The sequence below is a fragment of the Brevundimonas sp. genome (assembly GCF_030704825.1).
In the GTDB taxonomy this organism is placed as follows: Bacteria; Pseudomonadota; Alphaproteobacteria; order Caulobacterales; family Caulobacteraceae; genus Brevundimonas.
Genome location: NZ_JAUYNX010000039.1, coordinates 43,021 through 58,296, shown reverse-complemented (window position 1 = coordinate 58,296; position 15,276 = coordinate 43,021). Strand labels below are relative to the sequence as shown.

Annotated in this window: 14 protein-coding genes and 1 other RNA gene; 9 read left to right on the top strand and 6 right to left on the bottom strand. The window is 71.9% G+C overall.

What is annotated here, in order from left to right; all coding sequences use genetic code 11:
- Positions 1–60: 60 nt before the first annotated feature.
- Both Q8Q71_RS17015 and Q8Q71_RS17010 read left to right on the top strand, forming a co-directional pair.
- Positions 61–1,461 (top strand): M17 family metallopeptidase, encoded by a 1,401-nt coding sequence (locus Q8Q71_RS17015; RefSeq protein WP_305760786.1) that lies wholly within the window; start codon positions 61–63, stop codon positions 1,459–1,461.
- A gap of 54 nt (positions 1,462–1,515) precedes the next feature.
- Positions 1,516–2,301 (top strand): NlpC/P60 family protein, encoded by a 786-nt coding sequence (locus Q8Q71_RS17010; protein WP_305760785.1) that lies wholly within the window; start codon positions 1,516–1,518, stop codon positions 2,299–2,301.
- Between the two features lie 64 nt (positions 2,302–2,365).
- Here Q8Q71_RS17010 and Q8Q71_RS17005 read toward each other — a convergent pair whose 3' ends face one another.
- Positions 2,366–3,112, bottom strand: coding sequence for a cytochrome c family protein (locus Q8Q71_RS17005; protein ID WP_305760784.1), 747 nt, complete (start codon positions 3,110–3,112; stop codon positions 2,366–2,368).
- 148 nt (positions 3,113–3,260) lie between these two features.
- On the opposite strand from Q8Q71_RS17005, the gene Q8Q71_RS17000 reads away from it, so the two are divergent.
- Entirely contained in the window at positions 3,261–3,983 is a 723-nt protein-coding gene (locus tag Q8Q71_RS17000; protein WP_305760783.1) for a 3-deoxy-manno-octulosonate cytidylyltransferase, read from the top strand.
- On the opposite strand, the gene nudC is transcribed toward Q8Q71_RS17000, so the two are convergent.
- Positions 3,980–4,909 (bottom strand): NAD(+) diphosphatase, encoded by a 930-nt coding sequence (gene nudC / locus Q8Q71_RS16995; RefSeq protein ID WP_305760782.1) that lies wholly within the window; start codon positions 4,907–4,909, stop codon positions 3,980–3,982. The genes Q8Q71_RS17000 and nudC overlap by 4 nt on opposite strands.
- Positions 4,910–4,966: 57 nt before the next feature.
- On the opposite strand from nudC, the gene ffs reads away from it, so the two are divergent.
- The 3 genes from ffs to Q8Q71_RS16980 all read left to right on the top strand — a co-directional run bounded on the left by ffs (position 4,967) and on the right by Q8Q71_RS16980 (position 7,908).
- Positions 4,967–5,060: signal recognition particle sRNA small type (gene ffs, locus Q8Q71_RS16990), an RNA gene on the top strand.
- Positions 5,061–5,179: 119 nt separating this feature from the next.
- Complete coding sequence (locus Q8Q71_RS16985) at positions 5,180–7,099, top strand: DNA polymerase III subunit gamma/tau (protein WP_305760781.1); 1,920 nt, start codon at positions 5,180–5,182, stop codon at positions 7,097–7,099.
- 80 nt (positions 7,100–7,179) lie between these two features.
- Positions 7,180–7,908 (top strand): hypothetical protein, encoded by a 729-nt coding sequence (locus Q8Q71_RS16980; RefSeq protein ID WP_305760780.1) that lies wholly within the window; start codon positions 7,180–7,182, stop codon positions 7,906–7,908.
- Positions 7,909–7,944: 36 nt separating this feature from the next.
- Here Q8Q71_RS16980 and Q8Q71_RS16975 read toward each other — a convergent pair whose 3' ends face one another.
- Together Q8Q71_RS16975 and greA are read right to left on the bottom strand one after the other, a co-directional pair.
- Positions 7,945–8,088: a hypothetical protein gene (locus Q8Q71_RS16975; RefSeq protein WP_305760779.1), complete on the bottom strand. Its 144-nt coding sequence runs from the start codon at positions 8,086–8,088 to the stop codon at positions 7,945–7,947.
- 126 nt (positions 8,089–8,214) lie between these two features.
- Positions 8,215–8,691, bottom strand: a complete 477-nt coding sequence (gene greA / locus Q8Q71_RS16970) for a transcription elongation factor GreA (protein ID WP_305760778.1) — start codon at positions 8,689–8,691, stop codon at positions 8,215–8,217.
- A gap of 49 nt (positions 8,692–8,740) precedes the next feature.
- On the opposite strand from greA, the gene Q8Q71_RS16965 reads away from it, so the two are divergent.
- Positions 8,741–9,943, top strand: coding sequence for a TIGR03862 family flavoprotein (locus Q8Q71_RS16965; protein WP_305760777.1), 1,203 nt, complete (start codon positions 8,741–8,743; stop codon positions 9,941–9,943).
- Positions 9,944–10,149: 206 nt separating this feature from the next.
- Positions 10,150–11,781, top strand: a complete 1,632-nt coding sequence (locus Q8Q71_RS16960) for a M28 family metallopeptidase (RefSeq protein ID WP_305760776.1) — start codon at positions 10,150–10,152, stop codon at positions 11,779–11,781.
- A 7-nt stretch (positions 11,782–11,788) separates the two neighbouring features.
- Here Q8Q71_RS16960 and Q8Q71_RS16955 read toward each other — a convergent pair whose 3' ends face one another.
- Positions 11,789–12,484, bottom strand: a complete 696-nt coding sequence (locus Q8Q71_RS16955; protein WP_305760775.1) for an SIMPL domain-containing protein — start codon at positions 12,482–12,484, stop codon at positions 11,789–11,791.
- 108 nt (positions 12,485–12,592) lie between these two features.
- On the opposite strand from Q8Q71_RS16955, the gene Q8Q71_RS16950 reads away from it, so the two are divergent.
- A complete protein-coding gene (locus Q8Q71_RS16950; RefSeq protein WP_305760774.1) occupies positions 12,593–13,738 on the top strand; it encodes a serine hydrolase domain-containing protein in 1,146 nt (381 codons plus the stop codon).
- On the opposite strand, the gene Q8Q71_RS16945 is transcribed toward Q8Q71_RS16950, so the two are convergent.
- Positions 13,723–15,273, bottom strand: a complete 1,551-nt coding sequence (locus Q8Q71_RS16945) for an MFS transporter (protein ID WP_305760773.1) — start codon at positions 15,271–15,273, stop codon at positions 13,723–13,725. The genes Q8Q71_RS16950 and Q8Q71_RS16945 overlap by 16 nt on opposite strands.
- Positions 15,274–15,276 lie beyond the last annotated feature (3 nt).

The following is a 15,276-nucleotide window of genomic DNA, read 5'->3' as shown; positions in this document are numbered from 1 at the left end:
GGCCCTTCACGTCAATCCTTGGTTAAGATCGGTCCCGCCGGACCGGAAAGGCCGCCGCCCATGTCCGTTCTGCATCCCGACCTGCTGACCGCCGAAGCCGGGGGCGCGGTTCCGGTTCGTTTCGTCGGGCCGGACGGCGCCCTGGACGGCGCGGTCCGTGTCTGGGCCGAAGCCAACGGTTTCAAGGGCAAGCCGGGCCAGGTTCTGCCCGTGCCGGACGGGCAGGGGGGATTCTCCGCCGTGCTGGTCGGGGCGGGCGAGACCTTCGACCCCCTGTCCGCCCGGGCCCTGTCCGCCCGGTTGCCGCCCGGCCTCTATCGTCTGGAGGCCGAGCCGGACGACGCTCGCCAGGCGGCCCTGGCCTTCATGCTCGGGACCTATGTCTTCGACCGCTACAAGGCGCGACCCGAGCGGGACCGGGTGAGGCTGGTCGCGCCGGAGGGGCTGGATCGCGAGAGCGTCCTGCGCATCGCCTCGGCCTGCGCCCTGGCCCGCGAGATGATCGACACGCCGGCCGCCGACATGGGGCCGTTGCAGATCGAGACTATCGCCCGCGAGATCGCCGAGGCGTCTGGCGCCTCGATCGCCGTGACCGCCGGGGACGGGCTGCTGGAGGACAACTACCCCGCCGTCCACGCGGTTGGCCGGGCCGCCGCCCCCCACCGCGCGCCCCGGGTCGTCGAGATCGGCTGGAACCTGGACCGCGCCGAACTGCCGCTCGTCGCCCTGGTCGGCAAGGGGGTGGTGTTCGATTCCGGCGGTCTCGATATCAAGGCCGCCGCCGGCATGCGCAACATGAAGAAGGACATGGGCGGCGCCGCCCACGCCCTCGCCCTCGGCCGGCTGGTGATGCAGGCGGGGCTGCCGGTGCGACTGGTGGTGCTGGTCGCCGCGGTCGAGAACGCCATCTCCGGCGACGCCTTCCGGCCCGGCGACATCCTGTCCAGCCGCAAGGGTCTAACCATCGAGATCGGCAATACCGACGCGGAAGGGCGTCTGATCCTGGCCGACGTCCTGACCCGGGCCGGCGAGCACGCGCCTGACCTGACCCTGGATTTCGCCACCCTGACCGGCGCGGCCCGGGTCGCCCTCGGCCCCGAACTGCCGCCGCTCTACACCGACGACGAAGCTCTCGCGGCGGATCTGCTGGCGGCCGCGCGCGACGTGGGCGACCCGCTGTGGCGCATGCCGCTATGGCCGGGCTATCGCGCCGCCCTCGACACCGAGATCGCGGATCTGAGGAACGACTCCGCCGGCTGGGCCCAGGCCGGCTCGGTCACCGCCGCCCTGTTCCTGCAGAAATTCGCGCCGACCACAGGAGCCTGGGCCCATATGGACATCTTCGCTTGGAACCCTCGTGCCCGGCCGGGATGTCCCGAGGGCGGCGAAGCCCAGGCCCTGAGGGCCTGTTTCGAGATGCTCTCCCGCCGATATGGCCACGAGAAAGCCTCCGTTCGTTAACGGCCCTTTTGGCTTCTTGCGTGAGTATGCCGGCTCAACCGGACGGACCTTCGTTTGACGCCAGCCGCCGCCATTCTTGATCCCCGCACCACCCTCGCCCGGCCCGATCTGGCCGAGCAGGCGCTGGAAGGGATCGTGCGCGCGGCGGCCTTCCGTCCGGTCCAGCCGATGCACTGCGCGGTGCCGGTCATCGATCTTCATGCCGGACCGGCCGCGGGCGACCATCCTGTCGACCAGCTGATTTTCGGCGAGGCCTTCGACGTCCTCGAGGCCCGTTCCGACCGGGTCTGGGGGCGCGCCCGCCGCGACGGCGTGGTCGGGTGGGTCCTGCGGTCGGCGCTGGCGGCCGGCGCGCCGCTGGCGACGCACCGGATCGAGTCCACCGGGGACGCCCTGCCGCTGAACGCCCTGGTGATTGATCGGGGCGGCGCGACCGGTCTGGCGCCGATCGGCAGTTTCGCGGCCGAGCCGGTCGAGGTCGCCGAGCGGCTGATCGGCGTGCCGCACCGCCTCGGGGCCCGCTCTTCCCTCGCCACCGACTGCGCCGGCCTGATCCAGCAGGCGCTCTATGCCTGCGGCCGCGCCGCGCCGCGATACGCGGACCAGCAGGCCGAACTCGGCGAGCCGGTGCAGGCCGGAGATGCGGGCCGCGGTGATCTGGTGATCTGGCTCAAGGCCGACGAAGCGCCGTGGCGGGGCCATTCCGGCTTCCTGCTCGACGCGGGCCGCGTTCTGCACGCTACCGGCCATCATGGAGCGGTGGTCGTCGAGGCCCGTGCCGAGGCCGAGGCCCGCTATCGCGCCGGGGGCTTCGCGGCTCCGGTGTTCCGACGCCTCTGAGCGCGAACGAAAAAGGGCGGCCCGAAGACCGCCCTTTCCCGTCAGATCGACAGAGTCGCAGGATTCAGTGGTTCGGCGGCGCCGGGCTGGTGGCGGCCGGCGGCGCGGCGGGCGTGGCCGCCGTGGTCGGTTGGCCCGCGGCCCCCGCGGTCGGGGCGGCGCCGGTCGGACCGCCGGCGTCGGCGGCGGCGGTTTCGGCGCCGGCGACCGGAGCCGCGCCTTCGACCGGTGCGGCCGGTGCAGCGCCGGGCTGACGGGCCGGATCAGGAGCCGGAATGGCCATGTCGGTCGAGCCCTGCGAGCGCAGCCAGGCGATCAGGTCCACGCGGGTGGCGGTATCGCGGATGCCGGCGAAGGACATCTTGGTGCCCGGGACATGGCGGCCGGGGGCGGTGAGGAACTGGTCCAGCTCGTCCAGCGTCCAGGTCGGGTTCGCGCCGGCGTGAGCCGTCATGGCGTCCGAATAGGCGAAGCCGGCATGGCTGGCGGTCGGACGACCGGCGATCCCGAACAGGTTCGGTCCGATGCCGTTGGGGCCGCCGGCGTCGATGGTGTGGCAGGATTTGCAGCGGGCGAAGGCGGCCTCGCCGGCGGCGAGGTCGGCGGTCGGCAGGACAGTGCCCCAGTCGGGCGCCAGGGCGACCTCGGCGGCCGGGCCCGCGGCCTCCTCCGGCGCGTCGACGAAATAGCCCATCTTTTCAGGGGTTTCGGTGTGATAGATGAAGGCCGTGCCCTCGCGCACCACCAGGATGACGAAGACGGTCGCCAAACCGGCGCCGATTATCTTGTTCCACTTCAGATCGCCGCTCATGCGCGTCGTCTCATCCCGTATCTGGGCCCCTCGGCAGGCGCGTCGGGGCGAATTCTTGCGTGGGCGTCTCTTACACGCTAGCGCGGCCTTCGCAACCGGCTCAGGACGGTCTGAGCGTCGCAGGCGTGAACCTGCCTGGGATTTGAACGTGAACCCGCTGATCCTGATCCCGGCCCGGATGGCCGCCACCCGCCTGCCGGACAAGCCGTTGGCCGACATCGGCGGGGTTCCGATGATCGTGCGGGCCTGGCGGCAGGCCGTGCTTTCCGGCCTGCCCGTGGCGGTGGCCGCGGGCGATGCGGAGATCGTCGCCGCCATTGAGTCGGCCGGCGGCGTCGCCGTCCTGACCGATCCGGACCTGCCCTCGGGGTCCGACCGCATTCGCGCCGCGCTCGACGCCCTCGACCCCGATGGCCGCCACGACGCGGTCATCAACCTGCAGGGCGACATGCCCTTCGCCGATCCCGGCCTGGCCCGCGCCTGCGCCGACCTGCTGGCGGCCGAGCCGGCCTGCGACATCGCCACCCTGGTCGCGCCCGAGGCCGACGCCTCCGACCGGTCGAACCCGGATGTGGTCAAGGCGGTGCTGGCCCTGGCGGAGGGCGGCCGCCACGGCCGCGCCCTCTATTTCACCCGCTCGACCCTGTACGGCGACGCTCCCGTCTGGCGGCACATCGGCCTCTACGGCTACCGCCGCGCCGCGCTTGAGCGGTTTTGCGCCGCCCCGCCGTCGCCGCTGGAGCGGCGCGAGAAGCTGGAGCAGCTCCGCGCGCTGGAGATGGGCCTGCAAATCTGGGCCGCCGTCATCGATGAAGCGCCCCTGTCGGTCGACAATCCCGACGATCTCGCGGCGGCGCGGGCCCTGGCCTAGGCGTCGAACCCGTCCACCCACGCCTGCAGCAGCGTCCGGGCGATGGCGATCCGCGGGGGAGCCTTGATCGTGGGGTGGGTCCCGTCCAGACAGGCCCGCGCCTCGTCGCGCGTCAGCCAGGCCACCGCCTCAAGCTCCGTCTGATCCGGCCGGGCGTCGTCCGAATCGACCTCGGCGATCAAACCGATCATCAGCTGCGACGGGAATGGCCATGGCTGGCTGGAGTGATAGCGCACCGCCGTCACCGTCAGCCCGGCCTCCTCGGCGATCTCGCGGGCGCAGGCCGCCTCGATGGTCTCGCCGGGCTCCAGGAACCCGGCCAGGGCCGACATCCGCCCCTCGGGCCAGGCCGCCTGTCGGCCCAGCAGGCATTTCGGTTCCGGGCCGCCCGTGAACACCGGCAACATGATGGTCACCGGATCGACGCGGGGAAAATGCTCGACCCCGCAGGCCGGGCAGACCCGCTTCCAGCCGCCGCACGCATTGTCGCTCTCGACCCCGCAGGCGGCGCAGAAGCCGTGCCGCCGTCGCCAGTCGAACAGCGACTTGGCCGTCCCCGCCATGGCCGCGTCGGGGCCCGGCAGCATCGCCGCCGCCTCGCGCATCCCGTGAAAGGCGCCGAGGCCCGCCAGCGGCCCCGCCGCCGGATCGACCGACCCCTCGATCTCGACCGCGAAACACGGCGCGCCCTTCCACAGGCCGAGGAACAGCTCCCGGTCAGGCGCCACGACCCGCGCATGGGTCAGGGACAGCCACGCCAGCCGCGGCTCCGCGCCGCCCTCGACCAGCGGCCGGCCTTCCCACAGCACCATGGCCACGGCCTCGGGGTTGTCCGCCTGCTCGGCCAGCCATTCCGGGTCGTTGCGGAGATCGCCGGCCCGGTCGAGCGGATCGCCGGCGAAGGTGTTCAGCGTGGAGAGGGGCATGAAGGCTGTCTAGCAAGCCCACGCTTGCATCCGCGAGCCGGAATCGTCATATCCCCTCTCGGAGATCGCGGGCGAAGGCTTCGCCAACCTGGTCAGGGCCGGAAGGCAGCAGCCACAACGAATTCCCCTTCGGGTCGCGGTCTCCACTTCCACCTCATTTTGGGTGCTAACGCTCGCGACGCGGTCGCTCGCTGCTTGAGTGCGCGGGTTTTCCCCATCTCGGCGACCGATTGCCTTAGCGTCCTGCGTTACTCGCGGTAATACGGACCCATGAGCGACGTCGATCCGAGTCCCGATGGCCCTCCGTGGGAGGAAGACGCCCCCGACGCCGACGTCGTCGAGCGCGATCCCGACACCGACGACATGTTCGGCTCCCCCGAACCCGCGGGCATGCGCGAAGCCGAGGCCGCCCCGACGCCCGTCCCGACGCCCCCGCCGGCTGAATCCGCGCCTTCGCCGACCCCGAAAGCCGGATCCCCCGCAGCCCCCGACGCCGGCCCCGCCGCTCACGCCGACGACGGCGAGGCCTACACCGTCCTCGCCCGCAAATACCGGCCGCATGCCTTCGAGGACCTGATCGGCCAGGAGGCCATGGTCCGCACCCTGACCAACGCCTTCGCCACCGGCCGCATCGCCCACGCCTTCATGCTCACCGGCGTGCGCGGGGTCGGCAAGACCACCACCGCCCGCCTCCTGGCCCGCGCGCTGAACAACGAGACCGACGTCATCGACCGTCCGTCCCTGGCCCTGACCGACCAGGGCCGGCACGACGCCGCCATCATGGCCGGCCAGCACATGGACGTGGTCGAGATGGACGCGGCGTCCCACACCGGCATCGACGGCATCCGCGACATCATCGAGAGCGTCCGCTACGCCCCCGTCGAGGCGCGCTACAAGGTCTATGTCCTCGACGAAGTCCACATGCTGTCGAACCAGGCCTTCAACGCCCTGCTGAAGACGCTGGAAGAGCCGCCGCCCCACGCCAAATTCATCTTCGCCACCACCGAGATCCGCAAGGTGCCGGTGACCATCCTCAGCCGCTGCCAGCGTTTCGACCTGCGCCGCGTCGAGCCGGAAATCCTCGTCGAACACCTCGCCCGCATCGCCGACCGCGAGGGGATGAAGATCGAGCAGGACGCCCTCGCCCTGATCGCCCGCGCCGCCGAGGGCTCGGTGCGCGACGGCCTCTCCCTGCTGGATCAGGCCCTCGTCCAGGGCGACAAGGGCGAGACGGTGAAGACAGAGGTCGTTCGCGACATGCTCGGCCTGGCCGACCGCAGCCAGACCATCGCCCTGTTCGAATCGATCATGGCCGGGCGCACGCCCGAGGCGCTGGAGCTGTTCCGCACCCTCTACGGCTACGGCGCCGATCCGGTGCAGGTGACCAACGACCTGCTGGAGCATTGCCACGCCGCCTCGGTGGCCAGGATGCTGGGGCCGCAGGCGACCCGCCTGCCCAACGACCAGGCCCAGAAGCTGGCGGCGCTCGGTGCGGTGATCTCGGCCGGGACGCTCGCTCGCGTCTGGCAGATGCTGCTGCGCGCCCTCGACGAAGTCCGCCGCGCGCCCAATCCCGCCGACGCGGTGGAAATGGCCATCGTCCGTTTGGCCTACGCCGCCGACCTGCCCGGGCCGGAAGAAGCGCTGAAGGCCCTGCGCGACGGCGAGCCCATGCCCGGCGGCGCGGCGCCGCGCGGACCCTCGGGCGGCGGCGGTGGCGGCGGCGGCGGGGCCTCGGCCCATCTGGCCGCCCGCCCGGTCGCCGCCCCGGCCCTGCCCGATCCGCAATCCTTCGAACAGGTCGTCGCCCTGATCGGCGAGAAGCGCGAGGTCGGCCTGCAGATGGACGTCCAGCGCTACGTCCGCCCCGTGGCCTTCAAGCCCGGCGCCATCACCTATGAAAGCCTCGACGGCGCCCCGATGGACCTGGCCCGCAAGCTGGCCTCCCGGCTCAAGGACTGGACCGGCCGCACCTGGCTGATCGCCGCCAACGGCCAGGGCGGCGGCGAGACCATGATCGAGATCGATCGCCGCAAACGCTCCGAGGAACGGGCCGGCATCGAGGCCGACCCCTTCGTCATGGCGGTGATGGAGGCCTTTCCCGGCGCGCGCATCGGCGAGATCAAGACCCTCGCCCCCGCCGTCGAACTGCCGGTCATTCCCGACGAACCGGCTGACGCCGACGACTGACGAAACCTGTCAGGGCGGTCGCGCCGGATGGCGCGGCGTTGCTTTGCGGATCATTGTCCCCGCGAAACCGGAGGCGGATGATGAAGTTCAGGATCGCGGGGGTGCTGGCGGCCCTGACCCTGTCGTTCTCCGGCGCGGCGGCGGCGCAGGATCAGACGCCCGAACAGGAACTGGCGGCCACCACCGCCCTGCTGATGCAGAAGCTGAACCTTCTCGGCGAGGCCGTGGGAATCGAGGAGCCCATGCTTCCGGCGGACATCCTGACGTCCGCGCTCGCCGCGGCCCTGCCCATGCTGCCCGCCGGAGACGCGCGCGACTGGAACTCCAGTTTCTCCTTCGACTTCAAGACCGACGTCACGACCGGAACGCTGGAGGCCGACGAGGAAGGCCGCACGGTCCTGACGGACGCCCGGTCCTGTGCGGCCGATGAGGCGGCGGCGGAGGTGGTGCATTTCACCCGCTTCACCCGGGGCGAGGTGCGCGGTCATCGCTGCATCATCGCCGCCGACAGCAACGGCGTTCGGGTGCTGCAGTCGCAGACCTTCGCGCAGGGTCCGGACCGGCGGCTGACGGCCTACTACGGCGTCGCCACCGTCGTGGAAGGCGATCCGGCGGAGACACGCCGCCTGATGGACGAACACCTCGACCAGAACGTGGCTCTGGCGGGGACGCTCGCCGACTATGCGCTGGAGATGTTCCTCAGCAGACAGGCCGGGGAAACGAGGAATGAAAAGGCCTTCGCGGTGCGCGTCGAACGCCTGACCGAGCGCCTCGCCGAGATCGCTGCGGTGTTCGAAGCCGCGCCCTGATCGACCCCGGCCCTTCGCTTCGCACCCGGGCTGGATCTAGTCCTGCGGCGCGTCTTCCGGTTTTTCCCCGCGCGCGGCGGCGCGCTTTTCGGCCTTGGCGGCGGCCTTTTCGGCGGCCTTCTTGGCGTCGGCGCGATCGCGTTCCTGACGCTCGAAGCTGTAGTTGGGCTTACGGGCCATGGGCGGGCTCTTTCTCTTTTTGTGGCGCTATCGCGCTTCGCGCTGCTTGAGCGCAGGAGGCGCGCCTTGCGGCGCTGCGTGGGTGACAAGGTGGGGCAAGCGGGAGGCCGGGGCAACCGTCGGCGTTCAATCGACGGCGACGATCTCCACCGTCCGGCCCGCGACGACGGCTTCGTCGCCGACGCGCTTTCCGATCAGGGCGACGGCGAGGGGCGAGACATGGCTGACCGAACCGGCGGCGGGATCGGCCTCGTCCTCGCCGGTGATGCGCCAGGTCTGGGCCCGGCCGTCCTCGCGTTCGATCGTCACCGAGCCGCCGAAGCGGACGCGGCCGTCGGCTTCCGTCTCGACCAGCTGGGCGGTGGCGCGGCGGGCGGACCAGTAGCGCAGGTCGCGGGTGGCGCGGGCCATGGCGGTGCGGTCGGCCTCGATCGAGCCGTGGGCCTGGGCGGCGCTGTAGGCGGCGCGGGCCGAGGCCAGGGCGGCCTCGATCGCGGCCAGGCCCGAGGGCGTGACCAGATTCGGGTGGGGCGATATCGGACGGTCGGGAAGATCGGCGGCCGTGGCCTCCAGATCCTCCTCGCGGGTGAAGGCGACGCTCATGGGGGATGAGCGTATGGCGGCTCGCGGCGTTCCGGTCCATCAGGGAGCGATGACCATACGCAAGACAGTCCATGTGATCGGGGCCGGGCCCGCCGGGCTGATGGCGGCCGAGCGGCTGGCGCAGGCCGGGGTGAAGGTGGTGGTGCACGAGGCCATGCCCTCGGTGGCGCGCAAATTCCTGATGGCCGGGCGGGGCGGGCTGAACCTGACGCATTCGGAGGGGATGGAGGGGTTCGTCGGGCGCTATGGCGCGGCGAGCGGGACGGTGGCGGCCTGGCTGGAGCGGTTCTCGCCGACGCATCTGATCGGCTGGGCCGAGGGGCTGGGGCAGGCGACGTTCACGGGCTCGTCGGGGCGGGTGTTTCCGCGGGCGATGAAGGCCTCGCCGCTATTGCGGGCGTGGCTGGGGCGGCTGAACGGTCTGGGCGTCGAGGTGCGGACGCGGTCGAAGTGGGTCGGGCGCCGGGAAGGGGCTTGGGTGTTCGAGACGCCGGCCGGCGAGGTTGTGGAGCGGCCCGGTGCGGTGGTGCTGGCCATGGGCGGGGCCAGCTGGCCGCGGCTGGGGTCGGACGGGGCGTGGACCGGGATGCTCGGGGGGGTGGAGACGGCGCCATTCCGGCCCTCGAACGTCGGCTTCGACGTGGCGTGGTCGGAGGTGTTCGCCGAGCGGTTCGCCGGTCAACCCTTGAAACCCGTGGCCATGACCTTCGGGGACCAGACCGTGCGCGGCGAGGCCATGCTGACGCGCTACGGGCTTGAGGGCGGGGCAGTCTACGCCCTGTCGGCCAGCATGCGGGATGCGATCGAGCGGGACGGGTCGGCGGTGCTGACTGTGGACCTGCGGCCCGACCTGTCGGTCGAGGCGCTGGCGGGGCGGCTGGCCAGGCCGCGCGGCAAGGACAGCGTCACCAACTGGCTGAGGAAGGCGGGCGGGTTGTCGGCGCCGGCGGTGGGACTGCTGCGCGAGATACCGGGCGAGCTGCCGGCGGGGGCCGACAAGCTGGCGAAGCGGATCAAGGCGGTGCGGCTGACGCTGACCGGGGTGCAGGGGCTGGCGCGGGCGATCTCGTCGGCGGGCGGGGTGAGGCTGGACCAGCTGGACGAGGGGCTGATGCTCAAGGCCATGCCGGGCGTGTTCGCGGCCGGAGAGATGCTGGACTGGGAGGCGCCGACGGGCGGCTATCTGCTGCAGGCGTCGATGGCGTCCGGCGTGGTTGCGGCCGAGGGGGTGGTGCAGTGGCTCAAGGGCTGATGCTCCCCTCTTCGCCGTCATCCTCGGGCTTGACCCGAGGATCGGACGTGGGCGTGGGGGTGCCAAGACGTGGGGTTCCGGCGGCGGGCCGTCTTCTCCGGACCAGCGAAGGAACGTCCGGCCCTCGGGTCAAGCCCGAGGGTGACGGCTGTGTTGGGTAAAGGGCGAGGGTGACGGTCGCCGGTGGAAGGGGCTAGAACCTCGGGATGACCCAGCATCGCATCCTCCTCGCCGCCGTCGCCGTCCTTTTGTCCGCCACGCCCGCGCTGGCCCAGCACGCCGAAGGGGCGCGGCTCAACGAACATGTGCGGGTGCTGGCCTCGGACGAATTCGAGGGCCGGGGGGTGGCGACGCCGGGGGAGCAGAAGACGGTCGACTATGTCGTGGCCCAGTTCCAGGCGCTGGGGCTCGAGCCGGGCGGGCCGGACGGACAGTGGGTCCAGGCGGCGCAGTTGGGGCGGACGCGGCAGGACGGGCCGGCGACGATCACGGTCAACGCCGGAGGCCGGACGCGGGCGCTGGAGCGCGGGCCGGAGATTCTGGTGTCCAGCGACCGGCCCGTGAACCGCATCACGGTGACCGACGCGCCGGTGGTCTTCGCCGGATACGGCGTCGACGCGCCCGAGCGGAACTGGGACGACTTCAAGGGCATGGACCTGAAGGGCAAGGTGCTGCTGGTCATCGTCAACGACCCGGACTTCGGCGCGCCCGAGGGGCATCCGGTCGCCGGCAGGTTCGACGGCAACGCCATGACCTTCTACGGCCGCTGGACCTACAAATTCCAGGAGGCAGCGCGGCAGGGGGCGGCGGCGGTGCTGGTGATTCACGACACGGCGGGCGCCGGCTATGGCTGGAGCGTGCTGGAGGGATCGTCGACGGCGCCGAAATTCGACATCGTCCGCGCCGATCCGGACGCCGAGCGGGTTCCGGCCCAGGGCTGGATCCAGGGGCCGGTCGCCGAGCAGCTGTTCCGCGACGCGGGCCTGGACTACGCCGCCCTGCGCGAGGCGGCGCGGACGCCGGAGTTCAGTCCGGTGACGCTGGACGGGGTGACGATGTCGATCGACTTCGGCCAGACCGCCGACCGGATCGAAAGCCGCAACATCCTGGCGCGGATCCCGGGCGCCGGGCATCCGGAAGAGACGGTGCTGTACGGCGCCCACTGGGACGCCTTCGGCCGCGCGACGCCGGTGGGGGACGACGACATCTACAACGGGGCCGTCGACAATGCGACGGGCGTGGCCGGGCTGATCGAGCTGGCGCGGCTGTTCAAGGCGGGCGCGGCGCCCGACCGGTCGGTGGTGTTCGCGGCCTGGACGGCCGAGGAGGCCGGGCTGCTGGGGGCCGAATACTACGCCGCCAATCCGGTCTGGCCGCTGGAGACGACGGTGGCCAACATCAACATGGACAGCTTCCTGCCGGGGACCGAGGTCTCGCCGCAGATCGTGGTCATGGGGGCCGGCAAGAGCCAGACCGACGCCTGGCTGGAGCGGCGGGCGACGGAGCAGGGGCGGATGTTGATCCCCGATCCGGCGCCCCAGGCGGGCGGATTCTACCGCTCGGATCATTTCCCGCTGGCGAAGATGGGCGTGCCGGCCCTGTTCGGGGCGGCCGGATTCACCGGGCACAACGCGGCCAGCCGGGACTATGTGGCGAACCGCTATCACAAGCCGTCGGACGAATGGACGCCGGAGTGGGTGATGGACGCCGCGGCCGTGGATGTGGACCTGCTTTACGCCGTCGGCCGCGATCTGGCTGACAGCGGGGACTGGCCGGAATGGAATGCCGGCGCGGAGTTCGAGGCGGCAAGGCAGGCGTCGGCGGCGCGGCGGCAGTAGCGGCCCGTTAGCGCCCCAACGCGAAGTCGGCGTGCACCTGCACCTCATAGGTGCTGGCGCCCGCATGGACCGGCGGAGGCGCTGCGACCGATTGGGCCACGGCCCCGCGCGCGTCGCCGACATACCAGGGGACGGGCGGCTGGCCTGACCCGTCGCGGATGGCGATGACCCGTTCGACCTTGAGTCCGGCGGCCGTGGCGTAGACCTCGGCGCGGGCGCGGGCGGCCTTGTAGGCGGCGGCGTAGGCGGCGTTCTTCGCCCGCTCCGGATCCGAGGCGTGCAGGTCGGGGCCGGAGACGACGTTGCCGCCCGCCTCGGTGGCGGCGGAGATGGCGGGCCCCGCCTGACGCACGTCCCGGATGCGGACCTCGACCATGTTCTCGGCGCGATAGCCGCCGCGGCCGGGGCCGTAGTCGACGCGGCCGAGGGTGACGGAGCGGGTCTGGATGTCGTCAGGCTTGACGCCAAGGCGCGCGAGGGCGGCCGAGACGCGCGCCATCGCGGCGTTGTTGCCGGCGCTGGCGGCGGAGGCGGAGGGGGCGTTGGTCGAGACGCCGACGGTCAGCCGGGCCTCGTCGGGCCGGGCCTCGGCGCGCCCGGTGGCGGCGACCTGAAGCAGCACTTCGTCGGGGCGCACGCCGCGGGGGTCCGGGGGCTGGGTGCAACCCGCCAGCAACAACAGCAACAGTCCGATCCGCTTCATGACCCGTCTCGCAAGGAAGCCCCATGGGAGGAGAGGCTGTGAAAGTGGCGGGCCCATGGCGTCGCGCGGGCAGGTGACGGAGGCGGTTAGGGCCGGTAGGACAACGCCATGACCCCCCTCCCCGACATCCACGGCCTCTGCCCGCCGCGCTTCGCCGCCGTGAAGGACGCTTTCGCCGCCAACTTCACCGACGCGCCCGAGGGGCTGAACGAACAGGCGGCGCGATTCAGCGTCTGCGTCGGGGGCGAGACGGTGGTGGATCTGTGGGGCGGATGGGCGGATGCGGCGAAGACCGTTCCCTATGAGGCGCGCACGCTGACGCCGGTGTTCTCGACCGGCAAGGCGGTGATGTCGCTGCTGATCGCGACCTGCGTCGAGCGGGGTCTGCTGGACTACGAGCGGCCGGTCGCGTCGTACTGGCCGGCGTTCGGGCAGGCGGGCAAGGCGGCGATCACCGTCGGCCAGCTGATGAGCCACCAGGCCGGTCTGCCGGGCTTTTCGGAGACGGTGGATCCGGTAATCTGGTTCGACCGCGAGGCGGTGCTGGACCGGCTGACGGCCCAGGCGCCGATGTGGCCGCCGGGGACGGCGTCCGGCTATCATCCGATCACCATCGGCTTCCTGGCGGGCGAGCTGTTCCGGCTGGTCGACGGGCGCAGCATGGGCGCGGCCCTGCGCGAGGACTTCGCCGCCCCGTTCGGCCTGGATCTCTGGATCGGCCTGCCCGAGGCCGAGCACGGCCGGGTGGCGGCGTTGCGCAAGCCGGCCTCGGCGCCCGATCTCGGGACCATCGACGCGATCAAGACCTCGGCCTTCCTCGACAAGGGGTCGGCGCCGGGCGGGCGCGGCTCGGCCGAGTGGCGGACGATGGAGATGCCCTCGGCCAATCTGCACGGGACGGCGCTGGATCTGGCGCGGGTCATGGGGACGCTGGCCAACGGCGGGATGCTGGACGGCCAGACGATCCTGTCGGCCGGGGTTCTGGCCCAGATGCTGCGTGAGCGCATTCACGGCCGCGACAAGGTGGTGCCGTTCGATGTCAGCTGGGCGGCGGGGCTGATGCGCAACGAGGGACTGCACATCTTCGGCCCCAATCCGACGGCGGTCGGCCACTGCGGCTGGGGCGGGAGCTGCGCCTTCGCCGATCCGGACGCGGGACTGTCGGGGGCCTATGTGATGACGCGGCAGTCGCCGTATCTGGTCGGCGATCCGCGGGCGCAACGGCTGATCGGGGCGCTCTACGAGTCCTTGTAGGCCTGCCGCGCCTTGCGCTGCCTGAGGGCGGTCTGACTCCGCTTCGGCGCCGTCAGACCGCCGATGATCCCCGCCAGAACCGCCAGCGCCGCGCAGGTCAGGATGACGACGCGGAAGGCTGCGTGGAAGGCGTCGGCTGCGGCGGCTTCGAGATCCGCCCCGGCCATGACCTGGCCCAGGAGTTCGCGCGCATCGGGGACGCCGGCGCGGGCCACGAAGACGGCGGACAGGAGAACTCCCAGCAGGGCCACGGCCAGCAGGCCGGCGACGCGCGCCACGGCGTTGTTGACGCCCGAGGCTATGCCGGTGTGGCCGGGGGGGACCGCGCCCATGACCGCGGCCGTCAGCGGGCCGACGGCCAGGGTCATGCCGACGGCCATCATCGTCATCCCGGCCAGCGGTCCGTCGACATAGCCGGCGCCGGGGCCGGGCAGGGCCAGCAGGGCGAGGCCGACGCCGGCGAGGACCGGACCGACGCTGAGCGACAGCCGCGCCCCGAACCGGTCGGCGAGCCGGCCCGCGAAACCGGAGAACAGGCCCATGACCACGGCGAACGGCAGCATGGCGGCGCCGGCCATGGTGGCGCTGAATCCCTGAACCCGGATCAGGTCGTAGGGCAGGAAGAACATCGCCCCGCTGAGCGCGAAATAGAGCAGCAGGGTCAGCAGGTTGATGCCGCTGAACACGGGCGACCGGAACAGGCCCAGGGGCATCATCGGGTGTTTTTCCCGTGCTTCGGCCCAAAGGAAGGCGGCCAGCAGGACGCCGCCGCCGGCCAGACCGGCCAGGATCCCCGGATCGCGCCAGCCGAGGTCCGGGGCGGCGGTCAGGCTCCAGGTCAGGGCGCCCAGGCCGGTCATGGCCAGCACGGCGCCGGGCCAGTCGAGACCGCGGGCGGTCTCGTCGCGGCTCTCGGGCACGGCCCTGAGCGTGACGACGATGGTCAGGATCGCCAGCGGGACATTGATCCAGAAGATGAAGCGCCAGTCGGCCTGATCGGCCAGCCAGCCGCCGACCAGCGGCCCGACCATGCCGAAGATGGCCCCCGCCCCGGCCCAGGTTCCGAAGGCCTTGCCGCGCTCGTCCGGCGGGAAGGTCGCGCCGATGACGGCCAGGGCGCCGGGAGTCAGCAGGGCGGCGCCGATCCCCTGCACGGCGCGTCCGGCGATCAGCAGCTCCACATTCGGGGCCAGACCGCAGGCGATGGAAGCCAGGGTGAAGACGGCGACGCCGATCAGAAACACACGCCGCCGCCCGAACCGGTCGCCGGCCGCCCCGCCGATCAGGACGAGGGCGCCGAGGGTCAGCAGATAGGCGTTGGACACCCACTGGACGGCGGCGGGACCGGCGCCGAGGTCGTTCTGGATCGCCGGCAGGGCCACGCCCAGGGCCGAACCGTCGATGAAAGTCAGGCTGGAGCCGAGAACCGTGGCGGCCAGAACCCAGCGCTTGCGGGCGGCGGAGAGCGACTGGCCCGGCGGACCGGCGGAGCGGACCTGCCCGGCGTCGCACGGGCCGTGTTGGGCGGCGGACATGCG

Bases quoted from the DNA above. Each gene is read 5' to 3' on its own strand.
- Q8Q71_RS16945 (WP_305760773.1), bottom strand. From the start codon at position 15,273: ATGTCCGCCGCCCAACACGGCCCGTGCGACGCCGGGCAGGTCCGCTCC.
- greA (WP_305760778.1), bottom strand. From the start codon at position 8,691: ATGAGCGTCGCCTTCACCCGCGAGGAGGATCTGGAGGCCACGGCCGCC.
- Q8Q71_RS16960 (WP_305760776.1), top strand. From the start codon at position 10,150: ATGACCCAGCATCGCATCCTCCTCGCCGCCGTCGCCGTCCTTTTGTCC.
- Q8Q71_RS17015 (WP_305760786.1), top strand. From the start codon at position 61: ATGTCCGTTCTGCATCCCGACCTGCTGACCGCCGAAGCCGGGGGCGCG.
- nudC (WP_305760782.1), bottom strand. From the start codon at position 4,909: ATGCCCCTCTCCACGCTGAACACCTTCGCCGGCGATCCGCTCGACCGG.
- Q8Q71_RS16955 (WP_305760775.1), bottom strand. From the start codon at position 12,484: ATGAAGCGGATCGGACTGTTGCTGTTGTTGCTGGCGGGTTGCACCCAG.
- Q8Q71_RS16950 (WP_305760774.1), top strand. From the start codon at position 12,593: ATGACCCCCCTCCCCGACATCCACGGCCTCTGCCCGCCGCGCTTCGCC.
- Q8Q71_RS16980 (WP_305760780.1), top strand. From the start codon at position 7,180: ATGAAGTTCAGGATCGCGGGGGTGCTGGCGGCCCTGACCCTGTCGTTC.
- Q8Q71_RS17005 (WP_305760784.1), bottom strand. From the start codon at position 3,112: ATGAGCGGCGATCTGAAGTGGAACAAGATAATCGGCGCCGGTTTGGCG.
- Q8Q71_RS16985 (WP_305760781.1), top strand. From the start codon at position 5,180: ATGAGCGACGTCGATCCGAGTCCCGATGGCCCTCCGTGGGAGGAAGAC.
- Q8Q71_RS16965 (WP_305760777.1), top strand. From the start codon at position 8,741: ATGACCATACGCAAGACAGTCCATGTGATCGGGGCCGGGCCCGCCGGG.
- Q8Q71_RS16975 (WP_305760779.1), bottom strand. From the start codon at position 8,088: ATGGCCCGTAAGCCCAACTACAGCTTCGAGCGTCAGGAACGCGATCGC.